This window comes from Candidatus Hydrogenedentota bacterium (genome assembly GCA_018005585.1).
Lineage (GTDB): Bacteria > Hydrogenedentota > Hydrogenedentia > Hydrogenedentales > JAGMZX01 > JAGMZX01.
This window is the reverse complement of sequence record JAGMZX010000010.1, coordinates 47956-70826: the sequence shown is the minus strand read 5'-3', so window position 1 is coordinate 70826 and position 22871 is coordinate 47956. Positions and strand designations below refer to the sequence as shown.

Sequence of the window (22871 nt, the reverse complement as noted above, 5' to 3'; positions counted from 1 at the left end):
CGGGTCCTGTCCCTCGCCCTCGCCCTCGCCCTCGCCTTCGCCTTCGCCCTCGCCTTCGCCTTCGCCTTCGCCTTCGCCTTCGCCCTCACCTTCGCCTTCGCCCTCGCCTTCGCCTTCGCCCTCACCTTCGCCTTCGCCCTCACCTTCGCCCTCGCCCTCACCTTCGCCCTCGCCGCTAGAGCTCAGGATGGCAAGTAAGGAGACGAAATCCACGCGACCCGACCGAGACGGGGAACCACACCCGCCAGAGCTGTAACTGAACGACCCGTGTTCCACGTAGTGCCACGCGTCAAACGGCAACACAAAGCCGTCCTCCCAGGTCGGATGCAACGCGGGATTCACGACCTGCATGTGGCCAATGGTCACGCCTACGCCGCACGCGGTGGTTTGCCAAACGCAGTCCACCATGTAATCGAAATGGATTACGTAAGGGCGATCCTTCGGCAGTCCCTCCGGTAATCCGTCGGGCCACCACCAGACGTCGGGGGGCTGGCCGTCCGCATAGTATTGGTCCAAGCCGTTAACCAGGGTGACGACGTACTGGGCCAAGTCGACGCCATCAGGCGCCAAGTTGTCGTTTTCATCCGGGTCCGTTTCGTCAAACGCCAACGCAGCTTCCTCTGCGTCGCTGAGGAAATCCCCGTCCGAATCGTTTTCCACGGGTATCAGGTATCGTGCTTCGCAATCGCCTTCTTCGCCCTCTGTAGTATCCCCCTCGCCCTCGCCTTCCCCCTCGCCTTCCCCTTCTCCGCTGACGGCCATAATAATGTCGTCCTGATTGAAATCCAGGTCGAGAGGGCCTGAATACGCCTGCCACGGGATTTCGGTGACCGGATACTCCCACCGCGCGCCGAGTATTTCGATAAACACTGTCGGGATGGCGTGCAGGGTGAGGTCCCACGTGAAATTCTCATTATAGGCCACCGTCGACGCGAACGTGGGTGGGATGACGGCGACCGTTTGCCGTTCGCCCTCTGAGGTAAAGACCGGGCCCGCGCCCAAGGTCATGTTGTCGCAGGCGACCGCAGCGTGGCTTTCAATTGCGACGTCGAGTCCAGCGCCCGCGTTCAATAGCGCTTCGACCCACTCGGGTAAATCGAGCGCGCCCACGATCAGGTCGACGAGGTCGAGGTCATACACGCCTACCGGCTCGGTCGTTTCGTCCAGTTCGGAGACGGAATCGAGGAGATAGGTCGCGAATGTCGCAGACTGTGTTGCCTGCAAGTCAAAATTGGGGACGAACGGAACGTCAATAATGAACGGGCTAATCACGAAATCGTCACCCCAGGGAAGCGGGTTCGGAATCGTGTAGCTGATATTGAATGCTATCTGCATTACGACCTGCGCGCCAAAATCATAAGTCCAGTCGCCCGCCGCGTCTGCCGGCCCAAGCTGGTCCCCGTCAAGCTCGTAGTGCCCGGCCACTGCGGCATCTACCGTCGCCGCACCGGAGAAATCCAACCGAACCTGGATCGCTTGCGCGCCCGGCGCCGTGTCTCCCGGTGGATACCAGCCCGAATCCCAGCCCAGGTCAATCTGCGAATAATGCGCCTCGAATGCAACCCCGTCCGTGTCGGCCGCAATGGCTCTCCCGGCCGCTGCACCCGTCAGCAGCAGCGCGACGAGAAGAAAGAAGTCCGATTTCCGATAAACCCCCATTCGCATGCCAGCGCGCATAAGTGTACCTCTAGTGTTACGGTTGTTCTGCCGCTCGTATCCCAGGCGATTGTACCATAACTTGTGTCGTTGCCCGGTTGACCGTACGGTTGCGACGGCGCAAAATGATGCGAAGCGTAAAACGGGAATCGGACCTTTTCCTATGGCTGTGCAGTGTGACCTTTGCCCGAAACGGTGCGTCATCGAACCCGGGCAGAGCGGCGAATGCCGGATTCGCGTGAATGTGGCAGACCGGCTCGTCGCCGTGACATACGGTTACCCGTGCGCCATCCACGTGGACCCGATAGAGAAGAAGCCTCTGTACCATTTTTTGCCGGGCACGCCAATACTCAGCATTGCGACGGCAGGCTGCAACCTGCACTGCAAGAATTGCCAGAACTGGGAGATTTCGCAGGCAAACCCGGAAGATACCAAAGCATACTACCTGCCACCGGAGAAGCTGTTGCAGGCGGCGCGCGAATACGAGTGCCGCTCAATTGCTTATACCTATACGGAACCGAATGTCTACTACGAGTACGCGCTGGATTCTTGCATCCGGGCGCGCGAGTGCGGACTCAAGAATGTGCTGGTCACGGCGGGCTACATCAATCCTGAGCCCATGGAACGGTTGTACCGGCGGGTGGATGCGGCGAACATCGACCTGAAAGCGTTTTCCGAGGCGTTCTACCGCGACGTCTGCGGGGCGACGCTGGCGCCGGTTCTTGACACGCTCGTGCGCGCCAAAACGCTCGGTGTCTGGGTCGAGGTCACGAATCTGGTCATTCCCACGTTGAACGACAGCGACGCGGAACTCACCGCCTTGTGCCGGTGGGTTGTCGAGAACATGGGCCGCGATACGCCGCTTCATTTCTCGCAGTTCTATCCGCAGCACCAGATGCGGCATCTGCCGGCAACCCCCGCGGATACCCTCGACCGCGCCCGGGCCATCGCGCTTGCGGAAAGCCTGCATTACGTGTATATCGGCAATATTCGCAGGCCCGACAGCGCAACGACGCACTGTCCTGGGTGTGACGCGGTGGTCATCGAGCGGGTCGGGTATGAGGTTGCGCGAAACCGCCTGCGCGGCGGCAAATGCCCGGAATGCGACGCGCGGGTACACGGAGTCTGGCAGTGAAACGGCGCGGTTTCCTTGCGGCATTGATTCAAGCAGCGCTGCTCGCCTGCGCCCCGCCAGGCTGGGCCGCACGCCGCATGTCGCTCGAACGGGTCGTTGTCGCACGGCATTCCCGGTGCTATCCGGGCGAGGTCAAGTCATGGAACGCCAAGCAGAAGCCCGGGCCGGGACCTTGGGCGGGTTAAGATGGAACGAGAACGGGGGACTCTATCATGGGACGTTGGCATAGCATCGGATGCTACGTTGTGGCATTTCTGCTACTCGTTGGATTGGCGCTCGCCGTTTGGCTAGCAATTTCCTGGCTGAAACGTGCTGAGCCGCAACCCTTGCCGCCGGAAAGGCCAAAGAGCGTTTTTCGTTCGCCGCTGGCCGGGCAGTGGTACTCCGCGGACGCCGCGGCGCTGGCCAAGGACATCGAGGGATACCTCGATGCAGCGGTTGTCGCGCCGCCCGACAATATCATCGCCCTGATCCAGCCGCACGCGGGCTATCAATACTCGGGCGGGGTGGCCGCGTTCGGCATGAAAGCCGTTACGGGCAGACCTTTCAAGCGCGTGGTCGTCATGGGGCCAAGCCACCGCATGCCGATGGAGGACGTGGCCAGCGTTCCCGACGCCACGCACTATGCCACGCCGCTCGGCGAAACACCGCTGGACCTCGAATTCATTGCCGCCTTGAAGGAGCACTCGTACTTCCAGACTATCCCTTACGCTGACGAGGAAGAACACAGCGTCCAGATTCAATTGCCGTTGTTGCAGCACGTCCTTGGCGAATTCTGCCTGGTGCCGATTGTCGTGGGCAGCGTGGATGCCGCTACGGCGCGCGCCATGGCGGACATTCTCCGCGGACTGATTGATGAAAACACCTTGATCATTGCCAGCAGCGACTTCACCCACTACGGTCCGCGCTACGGCTATGTCCCCTTCACGGAAGATGTGCCCGCCGAACTGGAGCGGCTCGACATGGGGGCATGCGAATTCATCGAGAAGAAGGACGTGGACGGTTTCGCCGCGTATCTGGAACGCACGGGAGCTACCGTGTGCGGGCATGCGCCTGTCAGCGTCCTGCTGGCCCTGTTGCCATCCGCCGCCGGGGCACGCGTGCTGCGCTACGATACGTCGGGCCGCATCACGGGCGATTTCGCGAACTCCGTGAGCTACTTCAGCATCGCGTTCATGGTCAGGTGGGAGCAGGGGAAGGCTGTTGCGCCTTCTCCCGCCGCGGCGGGCGCTTTGTCGGAAGCGGACCAGCAAGAACTTCTGGAGCTTGCGCGCAAGACCATCGCCTATGCGCTTGAGCATCGCGAAGTACCCGACATCAACGAACTCGGCGTCGAAATCACGCCCAATCTGCAGCGGATACGCGGCGCCTTCGTCACCCTCGAGGAAAATGGAGAGTTACGCGGCTGCATTGGCGATATCTTCCCGTCGCGGCCCCTGTACAAGGCCGTTCATGCAAATGCGCTGAATGCGGCGTTCAACGACCGCCGATTCACGCAGGTGCAGCCGGAGGAACTGAATCGGCTGCACATCGAGATATCGGCCCTGACACCGCCCGCGGCAATTGACTCCTACGAAGAGATTGTCGTTGGACGCGACGGCGTCGTGCTGTCGAAAGACGGCCACAGCGCGGTGTTCTTGCCGCAGGTGGCCCCGGAACAGGGCTGGGACCGGGACACGATGCTGAAATACCTCGCGCGCAAGGCGGGCCTGCCGGAAGATGCCTGGCGCTCCGGCGCGACATTCCAGGTGTTCCAAGCCGAAGTGTTTGAGGAGGCGCAGTGAGACTCTTCCGGGCGCCGCTTGTATTTGCGCTGGGCTTCTTTGCACTGGCGGCGCAGACGCTGCTTTTTCGCGATTTCCTGACCGCGTTCGAGGGCAACGAACTCGCCGTCGCCGCTTTCTTTGCCACCTGGTTCCTCTGGATTGCCGCAGGCGCGTTGCTGGGACGCACGCTCCACTGCCCGGGCCGCGTGTTCGCGCCCCTGACATTACTCTACATCCCTGCCTTCATCGCGGAACACTACTTGATACTCGCGGCGCGCGACCTGGCGGGCGTGGCCGCGTACGACCTCTTCCCCTTTGCGCTCATGTTTGCCCTTTCCGCCTTGAGCAACGCGCCTGTCAGCCTGCTCACGGGGATGTTCTTCACCACGGCGTGTGGCTGGTGGAAACCGGCGGATGGCGGGGGGGCGGCTTCCGCCGGGCGCGCGGAACTATCCGTGGCGCGGGTTTACGCGTTCGAGACGCTCGGCGCGGCCGCGGGGGGCATCCTTGTTACCTTGGCGCCGCTGCTGGACCTCACGCCGCATACGCTGTTCTTCATTACGGCCGCGGTGCTCGCTGTTGGCGCGGGGCTGGCCGCGCGGGGCTGGCAGCTGAAGACGTTGCCCGCGGTTGCCTGTCTGGCGGCCTTGGCCGCCGGCGCGGGCAGTGCGTGGACCACGTGGGACGCGCACTGGACGTGGTCGCGGCTGTTGCCGCCGGAAGCGTATCGCGGGCGGTTCATGACCGCGCAAGCCGAGTACCTGTACGGCGAGCGCGAGGGGCAGTTCGTCGTGCTGTCCGGTGGCGGCGCGGTTGAGAACTTGCCCGGCGTGGAACAGGGCGCCGAGATTGTAGCCTTGACCCTCGCGCAACATCCGGACGCCAAGGATGTGCTGATCATTGGCACGGGCGCTTTACCGGCTTGTCTTCAGTTCCTGCGCGTCCCGCAGACGGCCTCGGTCACGTGGCTTGCGCCGGATCCGGCGTATCCCGCGCGCTTGCGCGGCGTGCTGCCAGAAGCGCATCGGGCGTCGCTGGAAAAAATCCGGATACCGGACGGAGACGCGCGGCGCTTTCTGGCCGGAACCGCGCAGCGATTCGATCTGGCCTTGCTGCAACTGCCCGAAGCCGCGACGCTCGCCGCCAACCGGTTCCATACGCGCGAATTCCTGTCGCTCTTGAAACGCGCGCTGAGAGACGACGGCGTCGCGGCGCTTCAGTTTCCCGGCGCGAGCAACGTGCTCGGCCCCGAACTGGCGCTCTTGGGCGCTTCGGTCATGACTACCTTCGAACAGGTCTTTCCGCGCACCGCGCTCAAGCCCGGCGAAGCCAGTTGGCTGATCGGAACCTGCGGCGCGGAACTCAGCGAATCACCGGTGGTGTTGCGCGACCGCTTCGCCGCGATCCCCGGCGCGGGGGATGTGTTTCCGCCCGACGCCCTGCGCGCGCTGTATCCCATGGACCGTATCGCGTTTCAGCGAACGGCGTATCGCGGCGCCGCTGAAGACATGCCCGAAGCGCTGCTGGCCAATACCGACGCGCATCCTAAGGCGCTCGCATATACGCTGTTGTTTGCGTTACGCCAGGCGGGATTTGCGGCGCCGGTCACGGCCGTACGCGCACTGCTGTCGCGCGGCGCGACCCTGCTTGCGGCCGCCCTGGCGATCTACGCAATTCTGCGCGGCGTCTATGCGCGGGGCAGGCGCCACGCGGCGCTGCCCGGCCTTTTTGACAGCGGGGTTCTCCTGTTCTCCGCGGGCTGGGTCGGCATGGCGCTGAGCGTGGTGCTGCTCTTTGCGTTCCAATCGGTCTTCGGGTCGTTGTATCTGCACATCGGCCTCTTGTCCGCGCTGTTCATGCTCGGCGCGTTCGCCGGAAGCGCGGCGGGGGAGCGGTTCCTCGCGGGGAGGGGCCGGGAACCGGTGTTGCTCGCGCCGGGGGCGCTGCTCGCGCACCTTGCCCTTCTCTGTGCCGTGGCTGGAACCGTGCGCGCCGGCGGTCTGGCGGCGTTTGCCGCGTGTTTCGCCGGTGCGGGCGCGCTCACGGGCTTTTACTTTCCGCTCGTGTCGTGGCGCATGCGGCAACATGGCGCGGCGGAAGCGCCCACGGGCGCGCGCCTCGAAGCGCTCGACCACGCCGGCGCCGCGGGCGGCGCCTTGGTTACGGGTCTGGTGCTTCTGCCGCTGTTCGGCGCCGCGACGGCCTTGGCTCTCCTGGCGCTGTTCCTGGCGGCAAATATCGGGGGGATACGCTGCTACCGGCGCGCCCGGACCGAGCCGGACGCCTTCGACCGGCGGCAGCGCCCGCTTGGATACGTCCTCTTCGGCGCGGGCCTGTTCGCCATGCTCGCATCCAACGTGATCGCCGCGGCCATGCCCGGCGATGCGCGTGAAGTCTTCGAGAACGCCGCCCGCGCGCTGCTCGGCGTGCCGGAAGTGCAGACTGAGAACCTGACGTTGCCGGGCGGCAGAACGATTGCCTGTTACCGCGCGCCAGGATCGGCGCCCCCCGAGGAGAGCCCCGTTTCCGTCTTCAACAGCGCGGACCTAGCGCCGGAGGTCGTGGGTTTCGCAGGGACCATCACGCTGGCCGTCGCAATCGATGCCCGGGGCGTGCTGCGAGGCGTGCGCGTCGTGGCGTCGCGGGAAACACCCGCCTATCTCGCCATGACCACGCAATGGCTGGACGGGCTTCGCGGAATCCACGTGCTCGGCGGCGAGCCATTCGCGCAGATTGACGGTGTCAGCGGTGCGACTGTCACGTCGCAGGCGATATTGCGCACTATCGAGGTCTCCGCCAAGGAACTCGGGCCGCTGTTTCACGCGGAACTCGCGGTATCTGCCCATGCCACGCCATGGTTTGACGCCCATTTCGCCTGGCTGGCGGCGTTCACGGGCGGAGCGCTGTTCCTGCGCTTCTTCCCGGGCCGGTGGCGCAGGCGTGTCTTCCTTTTGGCCGTTGTTGCGGTGCTTGGACTGTATCTCAACCTGCAATACTCCTCCCATCACGTGCTGTCGGCGCTCGCGGGAGCGTTTCCACAACCGGGTATGAGCGGCGCCTTTTTCATGGTGGCGCTGGTTCCGTGCTGCACGCTCCTGTGGGGAAACGTCTATTGCGGCTACCTGTGCCCCTTTGGCGCATTGCAGGAGCTGGTCGGCGACCTGCGGCCCCGGCGGGTCGCCACCGACCCGGGCAAGCAGGCGTGGCGATACGGGCGCGCGGTCAAGTATCTCTTGCTCTTCTTGCTGGTGCTGCGCTTCGCGCTGTCGCGCGATTTTTCGCTCCTGGACGCGGACCCCCTGACGACGGTCTTCAGTGTTTTGAAGGACCGCTTTACCCTTCTGTCCGGAGGTATTCTGCTCGCGCTCTCGTTCCCGTATCGCCGGTTCTGGTGCCGCAACCTGTGTCCGGCCGGCGCGTTTCTGGCGCTGCTGAACCGGCCGCGCCTGTTGCGCAAGTTGAGTCCGCCCACGTATCCTGCGCGCTGCGACTTGGGCCTGCGCCATGCGGGGGAACTGGATTGTATCCGTTGCGACAGGTGCGTTCCCGAAAGCAAATGTTCATGAAAACAAATGACGCACTCTATATCGCAGTGGTGTGCATCGTAGCGCTGGTCTTCGCAGCGCTGGTCTGGCGGCCTGCCATTCCTGCGGAGAGGCAAGGCGATGCAAAGGGACTGGGCGCGGCGGGCGTGCCGCGCGATGTGGATATCGGACGCATCGAAACACTCATCCGCGAGCGGCAACTATCCGATCACGAGGCGGAATTCTATCGGGTGCTTGTCGCGCCACCGCGGTAGCCGCATCTACGAGACGCGCGGCGCCAGCGTGTCGTAGCCGAACGAGGCCTTGCCGGGCAGGTCGCTGCAGCCCGTGAGGTACAGGTCAATCGCCCGCGCGGCCTCGCGGCCTTCCGAAATTGCCCACACGACCAGCGATTGACCCCGGCGCGCGTCGCCGCACGCAAATATGCCCTCGCGGCTGGTCATGTACCGCTGGTCGTCAGCCTTGACGGCTTGCCCGAACCGGTTCTTCTGCAGTTCCAGGCCCATGTCTGCGATAAACGTGTCTGTTTCGGGTTGCGTGAAACCCATGGCGATCAGGACCAGTTCCGCGGGAATTCGCAGTTCGCTGCCGGGAATTTCGGTCATGGCGCGCCTGCCTGCTGGGTCCGGGTCACTCCATTTAATGCGCACTGCATGCAGCGCGGCCACGTTGCCATTGCCGTCGTCCTCGAACTTCTTCGTGAGGATGCAGAAGTCCCGTTCTCCGCCCTCTTCGTGGCTCGTCGACGTGCGGTACACGAACGGCCATTCCGGCCAGGGATTATCCGCCGCGCGCGCCAGTGGCGGCCGGGGCAACAACTCGATGTTCACCAGCGATTTGCAGCCTTGGCGCAGGCTGGTCCCGACACAGTCCGACCCCGTATCGCCGCCGCCAATTACGATTACGCTCTTGCCCGTCGCGAGGATGTCCTCGCCCTCGACCGGCTTACCCAGCAAACGCCGTGTCTGTTGCGGTAGAAAGTCCATTGCCAGGTGAATGCCCTTCAGGTGCGAGCCGGGAATGCCCATGCCCTCGAACGTGCGCGCTTTCGTTGAGCCGGCGGCGATCAGCACTGCGTCATACGCCTCCAGTTCGTCCACGGGCACGTTCTTGCCGACCCACACGTTGCAGCGGAACTCGACGCCTTCGTCACGGATCTGTTGTATCCGCCGCATGACCAGGCCCTTGTCGAGCTTGAACGCCGGAATCCCGTACGTGAGCAGGCCGCCGGGTTCATCATCGCGCTCATAGACGGTCACGGTATGCCCCGCGCGATTCAACTGCTGCGCCGCGGCGAGGCCCGACGGGCCCGAGCCGATAATGGCTACACGCTTGCCCGTTCGAGCCGCGGGCGTTTCCGGGCGGATCCAGCCCTCGGCCCAGCCGCGGTCTGCTATCTCCCGTTCGAGCATCTCGATGGCCACTGGCGGTTCGTTGATGCCCAGCACGCACGACCCTTCGCAGGGCGCCGGGCACACGCGCCCCGTGAACTCGGGGAAATTGTTCGTCGAATGCAGGATGCGCAGCGCTTCCGCCCAGTCATCGTCCTTTACGCGCTCATTGAAATCGGGAATCTGATTTCCGAGCGGACAGCCGCCGTGGCAGAACGGCACCCCGCAATTCATGCACCGGTACGCCTGTTGCCGGACCTTCTCTCCGGGCAGCGAACGGGTGAATTCCTGATAATGACGCAAGCGTTCTTCCGGCGGCTCATGGGGGGCCAATTCGCGGTTGAACGTCAGAAACGCACGGGCTTTATCGGGAAACATGCGTCATCTCCTCGCGCGCTTGGTCACGCTGCCCTGCTTCCCGCAGCACCCGCGCGTAGTCCTTCGGAATAACACGGACAAACCGCTTCAGGGAACGTTCCCATTCTTTCAGCAGGTTCCTGGCAACGGTGCTTCCCGTATATTCCGCGTGCCGCTCCAACAGGTAGCGCAACTCGGGCACGCTCCGCTCGTGCAGCGGCTTCAGGTCCACCATCTGCTTGTTGACGCGCCGTTCGAAGTCACCGGCCTTGTCGTACACAAACGCGATACCACCGCTCATGCCCGCCGCGAAATTGCGGCCGGTTCCGCCGATCACCACCGCGCGCCCGCCTGTCATGTACTCGCAGCCGTGATCGCCGACCCCTTCGACGACTGCCCAGGCGCCGCTGTTGCGAACACAGAACCGCTCGCCCGCCATGCCGCGGAAATACGCCTCGCCGCCGGTGGCGCCGTACAACGCCACGTTCCCCACAATGATGTTTTCTTCCGGAACGATGGGGCAATCCGCCGGCGGCCGCAAGATAATCTTTCCGCCCGACAAGCCCTTGCCGCAGTAGTCGTTCGCCTCACCGGACACGCTCAATGTCACGCCCCGGATCGCAAACGCGCCGAAACTCTGACCTGCCTGCCCTTCGCAGTCGATCCAGACCGTGTCCTCGGGCAGGGAACCTGTGTACATGCCCAGTTTGTGCCGCCGCGTCAGTTCGCTGGACAGCATCGTGCCCACCGTGCGGTGCACATTGCGTATCGTTACGGAAAACCGGACCGGCTCCTTGCGCTCGAGCGCGGGCCTCGCTTTCTCCATTAATTCATAGTCCAGCGCCCCGTCCAGCCCGTGGTCTTGGGTCTTGCTCTGATACAGGGTCGCGCCGGGCCAGGGCTTTGCCGCGGACAGGATGCGCGAAAAGTCAAGGTACTTCGCCTTCCAGTGTTCGGGCAGCGGGTCGAACTCGAGCATGTCTGCCCGGCCGATCATCTCGTTCATGGTGCGGAAGCCCAGCCGCGCCATGATCTGGCGGACTTCTTCCGCGACGAAGAAGAAGTAATTCACGACATACTCGGGCTTGCCCGTGAATTTCTTGCGCAATTCGGCATCCTGCGTGGCCACGCCGACCGGGCAGGTGTTCAAATGACACTTCCGCATCATGATGCAGCCGCTCACCACAAGAGGAGCCGTGGCAAAACCAAATTCGTCCGCGCCGAGCATTGCCGCGACCGCCACGTCGCGCCCCGTCTTCAATTGGCCATCCGTCTGTACGCGGATCCGGTCGCGCAGGTTGTTCTGCACCAGCACTTGGTGCGTCTCGGCCAGACCGAGTTCCCACGGCAGGCCCGCGTGTTTGATGGACGAGACGGGCGATGCCCCCGTGCCGCCGTCGTGGCCGCTGATCAGCACCAGGTCGGCCTTGCCCTTCGATACGCCCGCCGCGATCGTGCCTACGCCCACTTCCGACACGAGCTTCACGGACACCTTGGCGTTGACGTTCGCGTTCTTCAGGTCGTGAATAAGTTGCGCGAGGTCCTCGATCGAATAGATGTCGTGGTGCGGCGGCGGCGAGATCAGTTCGACGCCCGGCGTCGAGTAGCGCACCTTTGCGATCTCGGGGAACACCTTGTTCCCGGGCAACTGGCCGCCCTCGCCCGGCTTCGCGCCTTGCGCCATCTTGATTTGCAGTTCGTCGGCGTTCACGAGGTACTCGTTTGTCACGCCGAAACGGCCCGATGCCACCTGCTTGATCGCGCTGCGGCGCAAGTCGCCGTTCGTGTCCGGCTCGAACCGGCGCGGGTCTTCGCCGCCTTCGCCGGTGTTCGAGCGCCCGCCTATCCGGTTCATCGCGATGGCCAGCGTCTCGTGCGCTTCCCTGCTGATGGAGCCGAACGACATGGCGCCGGTGCAGAACCGCTTCACAATCTCGCTCGCGGGCTCCACCTCGTCAAGCGGAACCGGGTTCCCTTGCTTGAATTTGAGCAACCCGCGCGGCGTTGCCAGCGTGCGGTTGCGGCTGTTCACCGTCTCCGAAAACTGCTGGAACGTGTCCCACCGATTCGCGCGCGCGGCCTTCTGCAGCAACGCGACCGTATCCGGATTCCACTGATGGAATTCGCCCCGCTGCCGCCACCGGTAGTGGCCGCCCGGGTCGAGTTCGCGCCGGCGCGACGGCTTCGGCGGATACGCAATGGCGTGGCGCATCAGTGTTTCCTTCGCCACTTCGCGGATACCGATGCCGCCGATGCGCGACGGCGTGCCGGAGAAGCAGCGGTCAATCAGGTCCTCGCCGAGGCCGATGGCCTCGAAAATCTGCGCGCCATGATAGCTCTGCAACGTGGAGATGCCGATTTTCGACATCACCTTGAGCAGTCCTTTCTCTATCGCCTTGATGAAGTTGTGTTCGGCATGGCCGCGCTGTTCCTCCGTAATGACCTCGCGGCGCAGAAGGTCCGCAATGATCTCGAAGACCATGTAAGGGTTGATCGCGCTGGCGCCGTACCCCGACAAGAGCGCGAAATGCATGACTTCGCGCGGTTCGCCGCTTTCGACGATGAGCCCGCATTGCGAACGTTTGCGCACCGCGACCAGATGCTCGTGCACCGCGCCGCACGCCAGCAGCGCGGGTATCGGCGCCCACTGCGGCCCTGCGCCGCGGTCCGAAAGGATGAGGAACGTCTCGCCGCGCTCCACGGCCATTTCCGCCTCGCGGCAGATGCGGTCGACCGCACGCGACAAGCCCTTCTCGCCCGCCTCGACAGGGAAAAGCGTCGAGATGGTTGCGGTGTGAAACCCCGGCTTGATCACCCGGCGCAGGTTCGCCAACTCACCGTTTCTGAGAATGGGCGAATAGAGGTGCAGTTGTTCGCAATGCTCCGGCGCTTCGTCGAGCAGGTTCCACTCGCGGCCGATGTCCGTTTCGAGGGACATCACGATCTCCTCGCGAATCGGATCAATAGGCGGATTCGTCACTTGCGCGAACAGTTGCTTGAAGTAGCTGTAAAGCAGTTGCGGGCGCGGCGACAGCACCGCAAGCGCGGTGTCATTGCCCATCGAGCCGACCGGCTCCTTCCCCTCTTTCGCCATCGGCGTGACGAGCAGTTCGAGGTCTTCCTGCGTGTACCCGAATATGATCTGCCGCTCGAAAAGCGGGGCGGACTCGGTGATCGGCTGTTTATCCGGCACATTCTTGAGAAGAATCGTCCGGTATTTGTTCAGCCACGTCCGATACGGCTGCCGCCGCGACAGCGTCTCCTTAATCTCTTCATCATCGACGATGCGCTGCTCGGCCGTGTTGATCAGAAACATGCGCCCGGGCTCGAGACGCCCTTTCTTCACGATCCGGCTCTGGGGCAGGTCCAGCACACCCACTTCGGACGCCATGATCACGCGGTCGTCGTTGGTGACCCAATACCGCGAAGGACGCAGTCCGTTGCGGTCGAGCACCGCGCCCACCTTCACTCCGTCCGTAAACGCGATCGACGCCGGTCCGTCCCACGGCTCCATCTTGCACGCGTGATACTCGCAGAACGCCTTCTTGTGGTCCGGCATCGATTCATGGCCGCTCCAAGGCTCCGGGATCATCATCATCATCGCGTGCTCGACCGAACGTCCGCCATGCACGAGCACCTCGAATGCGTTGTCGAATATGGCCGAATCGCTCGCCCCCTCCGTCAGAACCGGGCGTATCTTGCTGATGTCCTCGCCGAAGAGCGGGCTGCTAAAAGCCATCTCGCGCGACCGCATCATGTTGATGTTCCCGCGCAACGTGTTGATTTCCCCGTTGTGGCACAGAAACCGGAACGGATGGCACAGCGACCACGAAGGAAGCGTGTTCGTGCTGTAGCGCTGGTGCACCAGGCACAACGCGCTCTCAAACAGGGGATTGTTCAGGTCGAGATAGAACACCTGGAATGCTTCGGGCAGCATCAGCCCTTTGTAGACTATCGTCCGCGTCGACATGCTTGGCACGTAGAATTGCTCCGCGCCGTCCAGGCCCGAACCGCGCATGTCCCGAGAAACGACCTTGCGAATGACAAACAGCTTGCGCTCGAGTGCGTCCGGCGTAATCCCGCGCGCCCCTTTCACGAATACCTGCCGGATCACGGGCTCGTTCTCCCGAGCCAGCCACCCGAGTTTCGAGGAATCGAGTGGGACATCGCGCCAGCCCAGCAGCTCTTGCCCATTCTCCGCAATCGTCTTGGCAAACAGGGCCTCGGCCTGCGCGCGCGCCGACGCAGCCCGCGGCAGAAACACCATGCCCACGCCGTAGGCCCCCGGTTCCGGCAGGTCGAATCCCAGCGCAGATGCCTCCTGCGCAAAGAACCGGTGCGGCAATTGGAGCAGCATGCCGCAGCCGTCGCCCGTTTCCGGGTCGCAACCGCAAGCGCCGCGGTGCGTCAGGTTCACCAATACGCGCACGCCGTCGTCGATAATTCCGTGGCTCTTCGTTCCCCGAATATTCACCAGGAAACCAATGCCGCACGCGTCATGCTCCGTGCTCGGCTCATACATCCCTCGTTGCCATGTCGTGCGCATATACACTACCGCCGCCTTTCTGTTTGAACGATGGAGTCTGCAAACGAGACCGGTACTCAGGTCTAAGATTCGGTGCCCGCACCGATAGGCGTTGGACCCGTATCCTACTGAAACCGGTTGCCACAAGTCAAGTCCTTTCTTGTTAGAAACTACCTGAACGGCAGATTTTCTTCCCATCAAGTGCGTTCTTTGTGAGCACTATGCACATATTTCATATAATTAGTGACAATTTGGTAGCTCATCTGCCGCGCGCGTATGCTGCCATGAGGTGCGCGGCGTTCGCGGAACAGCCCCGCAAGGATAAGTATTTTCACCGTGTGCTGGCCGTATTGCCTCGAAATGATTGACACAAGCGCGCCTGCTGCCGTAGTATCTGAACAGGTCAAACGTGCGCCCCGAGCGGGGCGTGCATGTGCGGCGGGTGAGCCAGTCTAGTGCCGATAGGGGCGAGTGAAAGGGTTCGCGTATGCCTGGCTCTGGAAACCAGCCCGAGGACCAACGGGCGTACATCCTGCATGCCGTGTGGTTTGCCCGGCCCCATGGCGCGCAACGCTACGCCGAATACCTCGAGGCTGCCTCGGTGGTTGCGCGCAAGTACGGCGCACGGCGCATCGAAGCGCTGATTCCGGTCGACGTGATTCAGGGGGATTTTCGCCCGGATTACGTGTACATCACCGAATGGCCGAGCATCGAGCATTTTCACCGCTTCGTGCGCGACCCGGCCTATCGGGCTGCGGCGCATTTGCGCGAAGAAGCATGCACGAAGCGTATCCACCTGCACTGCCGCAGGCCGTCGAACTGGGTCGCTGACCAATCTGTCTTGCCGGAATAGACGCCAGCGGCGCGTCTGGTCTATGCTCGCGACCGGCCGGGGGAGAATGTGTCCGCCGTCCGTCGCGGCGGAAGCCGGGGGTGTACCACGGTCTTTTGCCTGGACCAGGGTGCGTGTGCCGCTGACCGCGTGTAATGCGAAAGGAAAAACGGTTCATGACCGCTGCTGCCATTATCGCCTGTCTTGCTCACATCATCACCGGCGCCGCCGCAACCGAAGCCGAACTGGCCGAGGCGCAGCAGTGGGCCGCCGCCAAGTTTGAAGGCATCGTCGCCACCGCCGGAGCGCGCCCGCACATCGAGGTCATCGCGAATAACGATCCCGTTCAGTTGAACGCGCGCGGCGGCAAGCCCATGCGCATCGCCGACCGTGAATACACCCGCGGCCTCTACTGCCATGCGGTCAGCCGGGTCGTGGCATACCTGCCCGGCCCCGCCGCGGCATTCGAGGCCGTTGTTGGCGTGGACTCGAATGAGCAGACCAGCGGGGGCCGCGGCAGTGTTGTGTTCTCGGTGCGCGCCGGCGCGCGCAAGGCATGGCAGTCTGACCTGATGCGCGAGGGCGCGGCCGGCGTGCCGGTGAACGTCGTGCTCAACGGCGCCACGCGCCTCGGCCTGCATGTGGACGATGGCGGCGATGGTATCGCCTGCGACCAGGCGGACTGGGCGGATGCGCGGGTTACGTTGGAGGACGGCAGCGTCATCTGGCTTGGCGACCTGCCCATTGAATCACACCATCGTGAGCCGTACGACACCGAACCGTTTTTCTCTTTCGTTTACGGCGGGCAGCACTCGCGCGAGCTGCTACCCGGCTGGGCGCGCGCACAGGATGCCAAACCGCTCGATGAGCAGCGTATGGAACACGTGATCACCTATACCGACCCCAAGACCGGGCTGGAGGTCCGTTGCGTTGGCGTTGCCTATCGCGATTTCCCCGTAGTCGAGTGGACGCTCCACTTCCGCAACAACGGCGGGCAGGACACGCCCATCCTCAGCGATATTCTGGCCATCGATACGCGGTTCGAACGCGCCTCGGAGCGGGAATTCACGTTGAACCGGCATAAAGGCGACAATTGCACGGCAGACAGCTTCGAGCCTGTCCGAGAGCCGCTGGAGCCGGATGAGGACTTGCGGATTGCCAACACGGGCGGCAGACCTACTCAGATGGCGTTTCCCTATTTCAATCTGGCTTTCGGCGAGGAGGAAGGCGCGGGCACGGAAGGGCTCATCTTCGTTGTCAGCTGGGCAGGCCAATGGGCGGCGCAGTTCACCCGCGACGGCGGATACGGCATCTGCCTGCGCGCGGGTCAGGAACGCACCCATTTCACGCTGCATCCCGGCGAAGAGGCGCGGACGCCGATGATTGTCCTGCAGTTCTGGAAAGAAGGCCGGCTCCATGCGCAGAACGTCTGGCGCGCGTGGATGATCGCGCACAATGTGCCGCGGCCCGGCGGCAAACTACCGCCGTTGCCGCAATTGGCCGCGTGCAGTTCGCACCAATACGGCGAGATGATCAACGCCGACACCGAGAGTCAGATCTTTTTCGTTGACAAGTATCTGGAACGCGACATCAAACTGGATTACTGGTGGATGGACGCCGGCTGGTACTACAACAAGACTGGTTGGCCCAATACAGGAACGTGGGAGGTGGACCAAGGGCGCTTTCCCGGCGGTTTTCGGCCCATCACCGACCACGCGCACGCTAAGGACGTCGATATTATCGTCTGGTTCGAGCCGGAGCGCGTTACGGCGGGCACTTGGCTCACCGAGAATCACCCCGAGTGGATTCATGGCGGCGCCGGCGGCGGCCTGCTCGACCTAGGCAACCCTGAAGCGCGCCGCTGGCTCACGGACCATGTGGACGCGCTGCTTACGCGAGAGGGCATCGACCTCTACCGTCAGGACTTCAACATGGACCCGCTGGACTACTGGCGTCGCGCCGATGCGCCCGACCGGCAGGGCATAACGGAAATCCGGCACGTCGAGGGTTATTTCGCCTATTGGGACGAGTTGCGGCGGCGTCATCCGAACATGCTCATTGACTCGTGCGCATCCGGCGGACGACGGAACGACCTGGAAACGCTCCGTCGCGCCGTTCCGCTGCTGCGCAGCGATTACATCATGGAACCCGTCGGCAACCAGTGCCACACCTGGGCGTTGTCGCTGTGGTTCCCCTTTTACGGCACCGGCACGTCCAAGACCGACCCCTATCTTGTGCGCAGCGTCTTGTGCCCTCATTTCACCGCGTGCTGGGACCAGCGCGAGGCAAACCTGGACTACCCGACGCTGGCCCGACTGGTCCGGCAATGGCGCGATTTCGGCGCCAACTATTTCGGCGATTACTACCCGCTCACGCCGTACACGCTGTCGAATGACCAGTGGATCGGCTGGCAATTCGACCGGCCCGAAGCGGGCGCGGGGATGATCCAGGTATTCCGGCGCGATGCGAGCATCTATGAAACGGCGCAGCTGCCCCTGAAAGCGCTGCGGCCCGAAGCCCGCTACCGCGTCACCAATATGGACGCGCCCGATAACCCGGTCGTGCTTACAGGGGTCGAATTGGCGGACCGCGGCCTGCCCGTGGGGATATCGGAACGTCCGGGGTCGGCTTTCTTCACTTACGAGCGCATCACGGAGTGAGCCTGCGCGGACGAAATGCGCTGGAACGCGCTCGGGGAAGGCATTTCCGCTTGCAAACACGGTCTGTGTCCGTTATGGTATGACCTGACCGGGGAACCATGGAATTCTGTGCCAGAGAAGCGGGAGGACGTGCTGTGCCGGAAGAAAGAAGACGTTGGACCGAAGGACTCACGGGCTACCACTATCTTGTGCTCGTGGTCGCGTGCTTGGGCTGGTCGTTCGATACCTTGGACCAGTGGCTGTTCGTCTATTCAAAGGAGTACGCGCTCAAGGAATTGCTCGGTCCCGGCGCTTCGGACGGAGATGTCCGCTATTTCATCAATGTAGTCACGGCCTGCCTGATGATCGGATGGGCGACGGGCGGCCTTCTATTCGGTATGGTCGGCGACCGGCTTGGCCGCACCCGCACGATGGCGGTTACCATCCTGGTCTATGCAGTGTTCACCGGCTTGAGCGGCCTTGCACAGACCTGGCAGCAGTTCGCCGCGTTGCGCTTCCTGACCGGCCTCGGCGTTGGAGGCGAGTTTGCCGCGGGTGCGGCGCTCGTCGCCGAGACTTTTCCCGCTCACGCGCGCGCCACGGCTTTGAGCCTGGTGCAGGCGACTTCCGCTCTCGGCAATATCACCGCGGGCTTCGTCACGATTGCCGTTGTCACGCTGATGGACCCGGCCCACGCCTGGCGTTGGGTATTCGGCGTCGGCATTGTCCCCGCGTTGCTGGTGGTGATCATTTTTCTCTTTGTTCGTGAGCCGGAGAAGTGGCATCAGGCGCGGGAGGACGCCCGCCAGGGCAAGGCTGCCATGGGTTCCATCTTCGGACTGTTTCGAGAGCCGCAGGTGCGCCGCAACACGCTGATTGGCGTGGCGCTGGCCACGGTTGGCGTCATCGGTTTTTGGGGCATGGGCGTGCTCTCCCCTGAACTCAATCGCGCTATCCTACAGCCCGAAGGATACAGAGAGTGGTTCCCTTCGCTGCAAGACAAGCAGGTCAAGGAGATCATGGTCGTGTCCGTCGGCATGTGCCAGAACTTCGGTTCCTTCTTCGGCTCCTTGCTTTTCGCGTGGCTTGCCCTGCGCATCGGGCGGCGCTGGTCATTCGCTATCTCGCTGCTCGCGTGCCTGATTATCATCCCGACCGCGTTTGCAGTGACCAGCACCTATGCGCAGGCGCTGCTCCTGTTTTTCGGCGTTGGTTTCGCGCTGCTCATGTTGCTCGGCGGTTTCGCGGTCTATTTTCCGGAACTGTTCCCCACGCGCCTGCGCTCCACCGGAACGGGATTCTGCTATAACGTCGCCCGGTATCTGACCGCGTTCGCCGTGTTCTTTTCCGCGGGCCTCCTGGATGCGTTCGGCTACGCGACCAGCATCCTGCTGTTGTCGTCGGTCTTCGTGCTGGGCCTGTTGGTGTTGCCCTTTGCGCCGGAGACCAAGGGAAAGCCATTGCCCGAGTGAGCCCCCGGTTTCGGGAGCTGACACGCACTCGGCGAAGGAACGGGCGGCGGCGTTCCTGGAGGCGCTGCCGGCGCTGGTGCGGCGGTCTTTCCCAATTGTACGGCGGCGTGACGCGGGTTACAGGTCCGCTTTGGGGATGAACGCAATCGAGGTCTGCAAAGGATAAGCGCAGGTACACCCGGAACTCGACTCGGGGATCATGATGATGCCGCCCGCGGGGATAATGTTCAGCCAGCAGCCCGGGCGGGACACCGTCGTCAGCGGAATGCCCTCGGTCTGAGTCGCTTCCGTCGGGTACATGCGCGGGTTGCTGCCCCGTCCGTACAGGTAATAAGCCGAACCGGTCAGTCCGCCGCAGCCGTGCCCACCGCGATACAGCACGTACTCTTTCTTTTCGCCGGTGCGCAAGTCGAACGCGTAGGGCCGTGCGTAAATGACGCCGTCGATGATCACCGGATGCTGCCACTGCTCGCCATGCGAGCCGCCCGTGCCGGCGAAATCGGTACAGCGCGCGTCCATGGCGCGGAACGAGGTCTGCCACGCGTCTGCGCCGCTCGCCATTTCGAACGTGAAGAGTCCGTACATGACCTTCTCCTGCTCGTTATACGACCCGGATGCGAGCAGGAGACCGTTGGCGCCGTTCAAATACATGATATGGTGGAACGGCAGAGTAACCGGCCGCTCCCAGAGCTTTCGCCCGTCTCGCAGATCGAGGGCGATCAGGTATGTATCGCTTTCGCAGAACTGCTTGATGCCGAGCCGCCCGTTCTTGTTCGCGCGCGCGGTCTCATTTCGGCTTTCGATGAAGTAGACACGATGCTCCGCGGCGCAGACCGCGTCATTCATGATGACGCCATCCTGATAACGCCACAACACGTTGCCGTTGTTCCGGTCCATGCCGAACAGGGCTCGGCTCATGATGACGGGCCGGAAATCGCCTTCGATGATGTTGACCTGCATTTTAGAAAGCTGGTCGAAGGAAGCGCCTTCGGCCTGGCTCGTGCCCAGGAGGATGTCGTCCACGCAGTCGAGGTAGCCCCAGTCCTCGGCGGCGGCTTCCTGCGCCGGGAGCCGGAACATTGCCCGCTGCTCGCCCGTAACCGGGTCGAACACCCAGCATTCATTCTTGCGCGCCACGTACAGCGCGTCGCCGGCGAGCACCATGTGGCCGCTGTTCTTGAGGCTGCCCACGCGCCGCGAATCCGGCACCTCCCGGCGCCAGAGTTGCGTGCCATTGTAGGCGTCCACCGCAATTACCAGGTTGTCCCCCGGAATGAAAAGCCGCCCGTCCTTGAATAACGACGACATGGGCCGGTGGTGGCGGTCGACCATGTCGCGCGGGCCCGGTTCGCCGAACCAGAGGATATCCATGGGCCCGCGCACGGGATCGCGGCTGCATGCGGTGTGCGCGGAATCGGCATAGAGCTGCGTCCATTCACCCGCGCCCGCCACCGGGCCGCGCTCGATTACCGCCCAGACGCCGTCCACAGTGTCGATGCGCAGTCCGGAAATACCAACCCCCCAAGCGGCCAGCGCGCTTGGGTCCGGCGATGCCGTTACCGGCGCCGGTGCGCCGATGCAGGCGACACCGCCGTACGGCCGCAGGACGCGTAGCACTTCGGCCGCCGCGATGGATGGCGCGGCTCCCGTCAACGCCGCGTCGGAGACAACCAGATTCGCCATATAGGTCGTGTATGGCAGCGTCTCGTCCGTCCAATGGCGCACGGTCACGCGCGGGCCGTAGAGCCCCGCCGCGTTCAGCGCCAGCCGCGCGCGCGCGACCTTGTCCGCGTCGCGCTCCAATCCGACGACCTTGAGGTCCGGCTGTTTCGCCAGCGCATAGGCGAGGTGGCCCTCGCCGCAGTCCAGCACGACGCAATAACCGCGCCGAATCCCGGTCTTTGCGAGTATATGATTTGCTGCCTCGGCATACAGGAGCGCCTCGGCGCCGTTCTCAAAGAACGATGCGTCGGGCAGTGCGGCGGTATCCGCCGGAGCCGCCGTGGTGTCCGCGCTGAAGCAATGGATAACACCCTCGTCTGTGCTGACATACAAGCGGCCGTTCGATACCGCGAGCCCGTAGGCGCGGCCTCGCACCGGCCCCTGCCAGACCAGGCTGCCGTCGTCCCTGTTGAAAGCGGCCACGTGACCGTCCCCGCCCGCGAAGAGCAAGTTCCCCGCCAGGACCAGCTCGTACGGTGCCTCGTGCGGCGTCTCCCACAGGTAACACGCGCGCATCGCGTCCGCCAATTCCGCGCGCCGCTGTTCCACCTGCGTATATTCTTGCCGCAATTCGGGCGCATTGCCGCCCGCCGCCTTGACCTGTTTCTCGAGGTCTTTCGACCGCTGCGTTTCCTTCGTGTATTCGCGGCCAAGTTCCAGGAATCGGGGCCGGTCCAGCGCCCGCAGGACCGTTGCGGTTTGGATGTACCCGCGCGGCCCGCGCACGACGAGGCGCAGTCCCTCCGCGGTGGCGATGGTCTCCGCGCTTTGCGCATCCGCGAACCGGATGGTGTCGACTTCGCGCGTGCCCGGCCCCACGGTCAGCACGTCGTCAGTCAGCACGGCAAAGGGCCCGCCGCCGCTGGCGAGGCTGCCCAGCGGTGCGCCGGTGTCGCGGGCGAAGATGCCCGGGTTCGTGCGGCCCGTCGGCACGAAGAGGCGCGTGGGCGAAGCAATGAGATACCCCTGCGGCGAGACATTGTCCGCGGGCAGGCACCACAGTTCGCGGCCGGTCGCCGCGTCGAGGGCGCAGCGATAGACCGCGCGGTCCGGGAACAGCCCCGCGCAGTAGTAGGCCGTGCCGTTGTCCACCAGCACGCCCGTGCGAACAGGCACCGCCGAAATCACGCGTCCGTTGCCCGGCAGCCAGCGATCGGCGTGAGGGGGACGGTGTTTCCATAAGAGCGAGCCGTCGCGTGCGTCCAGGCAGTAGACCCAACCGTCATCCGACCCGGCGTACGCCTTCCCGTCCGCGATTGCCGGCGCAAGCCGTACTGGCGCCTCCGCGAAGAATGTCCAGAGTACGCCCCCGTTTGCGGCATCGAGGCAGTAGACCTGGTCATCGCCGGAAGAACCGAAAAAGAGCCGGCCATCCGCCACGGCGGCATGAAACGCGCGGTCATAGGTCGTGACCGGGCGCAACTCGCGCACTTCGTTCCAGAAATCCTGTTTGGCCGGGGCGGGCCACGCCGGCGCCGGCGGGATACGCGTTTCAAACGCCCACGCCTCCTGGAGAGGGGGCTGCAACTGCTCTTCGGTCACGCCGCTGCGCAACGCGTCGTGCCGGTACATGGGCCAGTCATCGCTGAAGGTGGGAGACGTCAAGAGGATGAAAACGGCCGCCAGACTGCGGCGCGCCAATCGTATCTTCGTCCAGACAGTCACAACCGCGCCTTTCTTCTTAAGAAGCCTTTGGGTTTTTCGCAAACGTGGTCAGAGCCAATGACTTCGTACTCCTGGCTGAACCCGTCTCGTTTGGACACCGGGGTGGCAGTCTATCATAGCCGTTGGGATTGCCATAAACCCGGCCGGCACGCGGCGGCGCGCAACA

Annotated in this window: 12 protein-coding genes; 8 read left to right on the top strand and 4 right to left on the bottom strand. The window is 63.6% G+C overall.

The features are described from left to right. A partial coding sequence (locus KA184_03340) for a hypothetical protein (GenBank protein MBP8128588.1) occupies positions 1-1665 on the bottom strand: 1665 nt, incomplete at its 3' end. A gap of 154 nt (positions 1666-1819) precedes the next feature. Here KA184_03340 and amrS point away from each other — a divergent pair. Genes amrS through KA184_03315 form a run of 5 tightly spaced genes read left to right on the top strand, consistent with a single transcriptional unit; the run spans position 1820 to position 8356 of the window. Beyond that, entirely contained in the window at positions 1820-2791 is a 972-nt protein-coding gene (gene amrS, locus KA184_03335) for an AmmeMemoRadiSam system radical SAM enzyme (protein ID MBP8128587.1), read from the top strand. Beyond that, positions 2788-2976, top strand: a complete 189-nt coding sequence (locus KA184_03330; protein MBP8128586.1) for a hypothetical protein — start codon at positions 2788-2790, stop codon at positions 2974-2976. Before amrS ends, KA184_03330 begins: the two co-directional genes overlap by 4 nt. Positions 2977-3003: 27 nt before the next feature. After that, entirely contained in the window at positions 3004-4575 is a 1572-nt protein-coding gene (gene amrB / locus KA184_03325; protein ID MBP8128585.1) for an AmmeMemoRadiSam system protein B, read from the top strand. Next, on the top strand, positions 4572-8123 hold the full coding sequence (locus KA184_03320) for a 4Fe-4S binding protein (protein ID MBP8128584.1): 3552 nt from the start codon (positions 4572-4574) through the stop codon (positions 8121-8123). The genes amrB and KA184_03320 overlap by 4 nt, the downstream gene beginning before the upstream one ends. Next, positions 8120-8356, top strand: coding sequence for a hypothetical protein (locus KA184_03315; protein ID MBP8128583.1), 237 nt, complete (start codon positions 8120-8122; stop codon positions 8354-8356). Before KA184_03320 ends, KA184_03315 begins: the two co-directional genes overlap by 4 nt. 6 nt (positions 8357-8362) lie before the next feature. On the opposite strand, the gene KA184_03310 is transcribed toward KA184_03315, so the two are convergent. Together KA184_03310 and gltB are read right to left on the bottom strand one after the other, a co-directional pair. Further along, positions 8363-9871: a glutamate synthase subunit beta gene (locus tag KA184_03310; protein MBP8128582.1), complete on the bottom strand. Its 1509-nt coding sequence runs from the start codon at positions 9869-9871 to the stop codon at positions 8363-8365. Then, positions 9858-14396 carry a glutamate synthase large subunit gene (gene gltB, locus KA184_03305; GenBank protein ID MBP8128581.1) on the bottom strand — a complete coding sequence of 1513 codons (4539 nt, stop codon included), beginning with the start codon at positions 14394-14396 and terminating at the stop codon, positions 9858-9860. The genes KA184_03310 and gltB overlap by 14 nt, the downstream gene beginning before the upstream one ends. A 466-nt stretch (positions 14397-14862) precedes the next feature. Between gltB and KA184_03300 the strand changes: the two genes are divergently transcribed. From KA184_03300 to KA184_03290, 3 genes are all read left to right on the top strand, one after another. After that, positions 14863-15228 carry a DUF1330 domain-containing protein gene (locus tag KA184_03300; GenBank protein ID MBP8128580.1) on the top strand — a complete coding sequence of 122 codons (366 nt, stop codon included), beginning with the start codon at positions 14863-14865 and terminating at the stop codon, positions 15226-15228. Positions 15229-15383: 155 nt separating this feature from the next. Next, a complete protein-coding gene (locus KA184_03295) occupies positions 15384-17867 on the top strand; it encodes an NPCBM/NEW2 domain-containing protein (GenBank protein ID MBP8128579.1) in 2484 nt (827 codons plus the stop codon). A 134-nt stretch (positions 17868-18001) separates the two neighbouring features. Then, a complete protein-coding gene (locus KA184_03290; GenBank protein ID MBP8128578.1) occupies positions 18002-19318 on the top strand; it encodes an MFS transporter in 1317 nt (438 codons plus the stop codon). Between the two features lie 117 nt (positions 19319-19435). On the opposite strand, the gene KA184_03285 is transcribed toward KA184_03290, so the two are convergent. Next, positions 19436-22705 (bottom strand): PQQ-binding-like beta-propeller repeat protein, encoded by a 3270-nt coding sequence (locus tag KA184_03285; GenBank protein MBP8128577.1) that lies wholly within the window; start codon positions 22703-22705, stop codon positions 19436-19438. Positions 22706-22871: the final 166 nt, after the last annotated feature.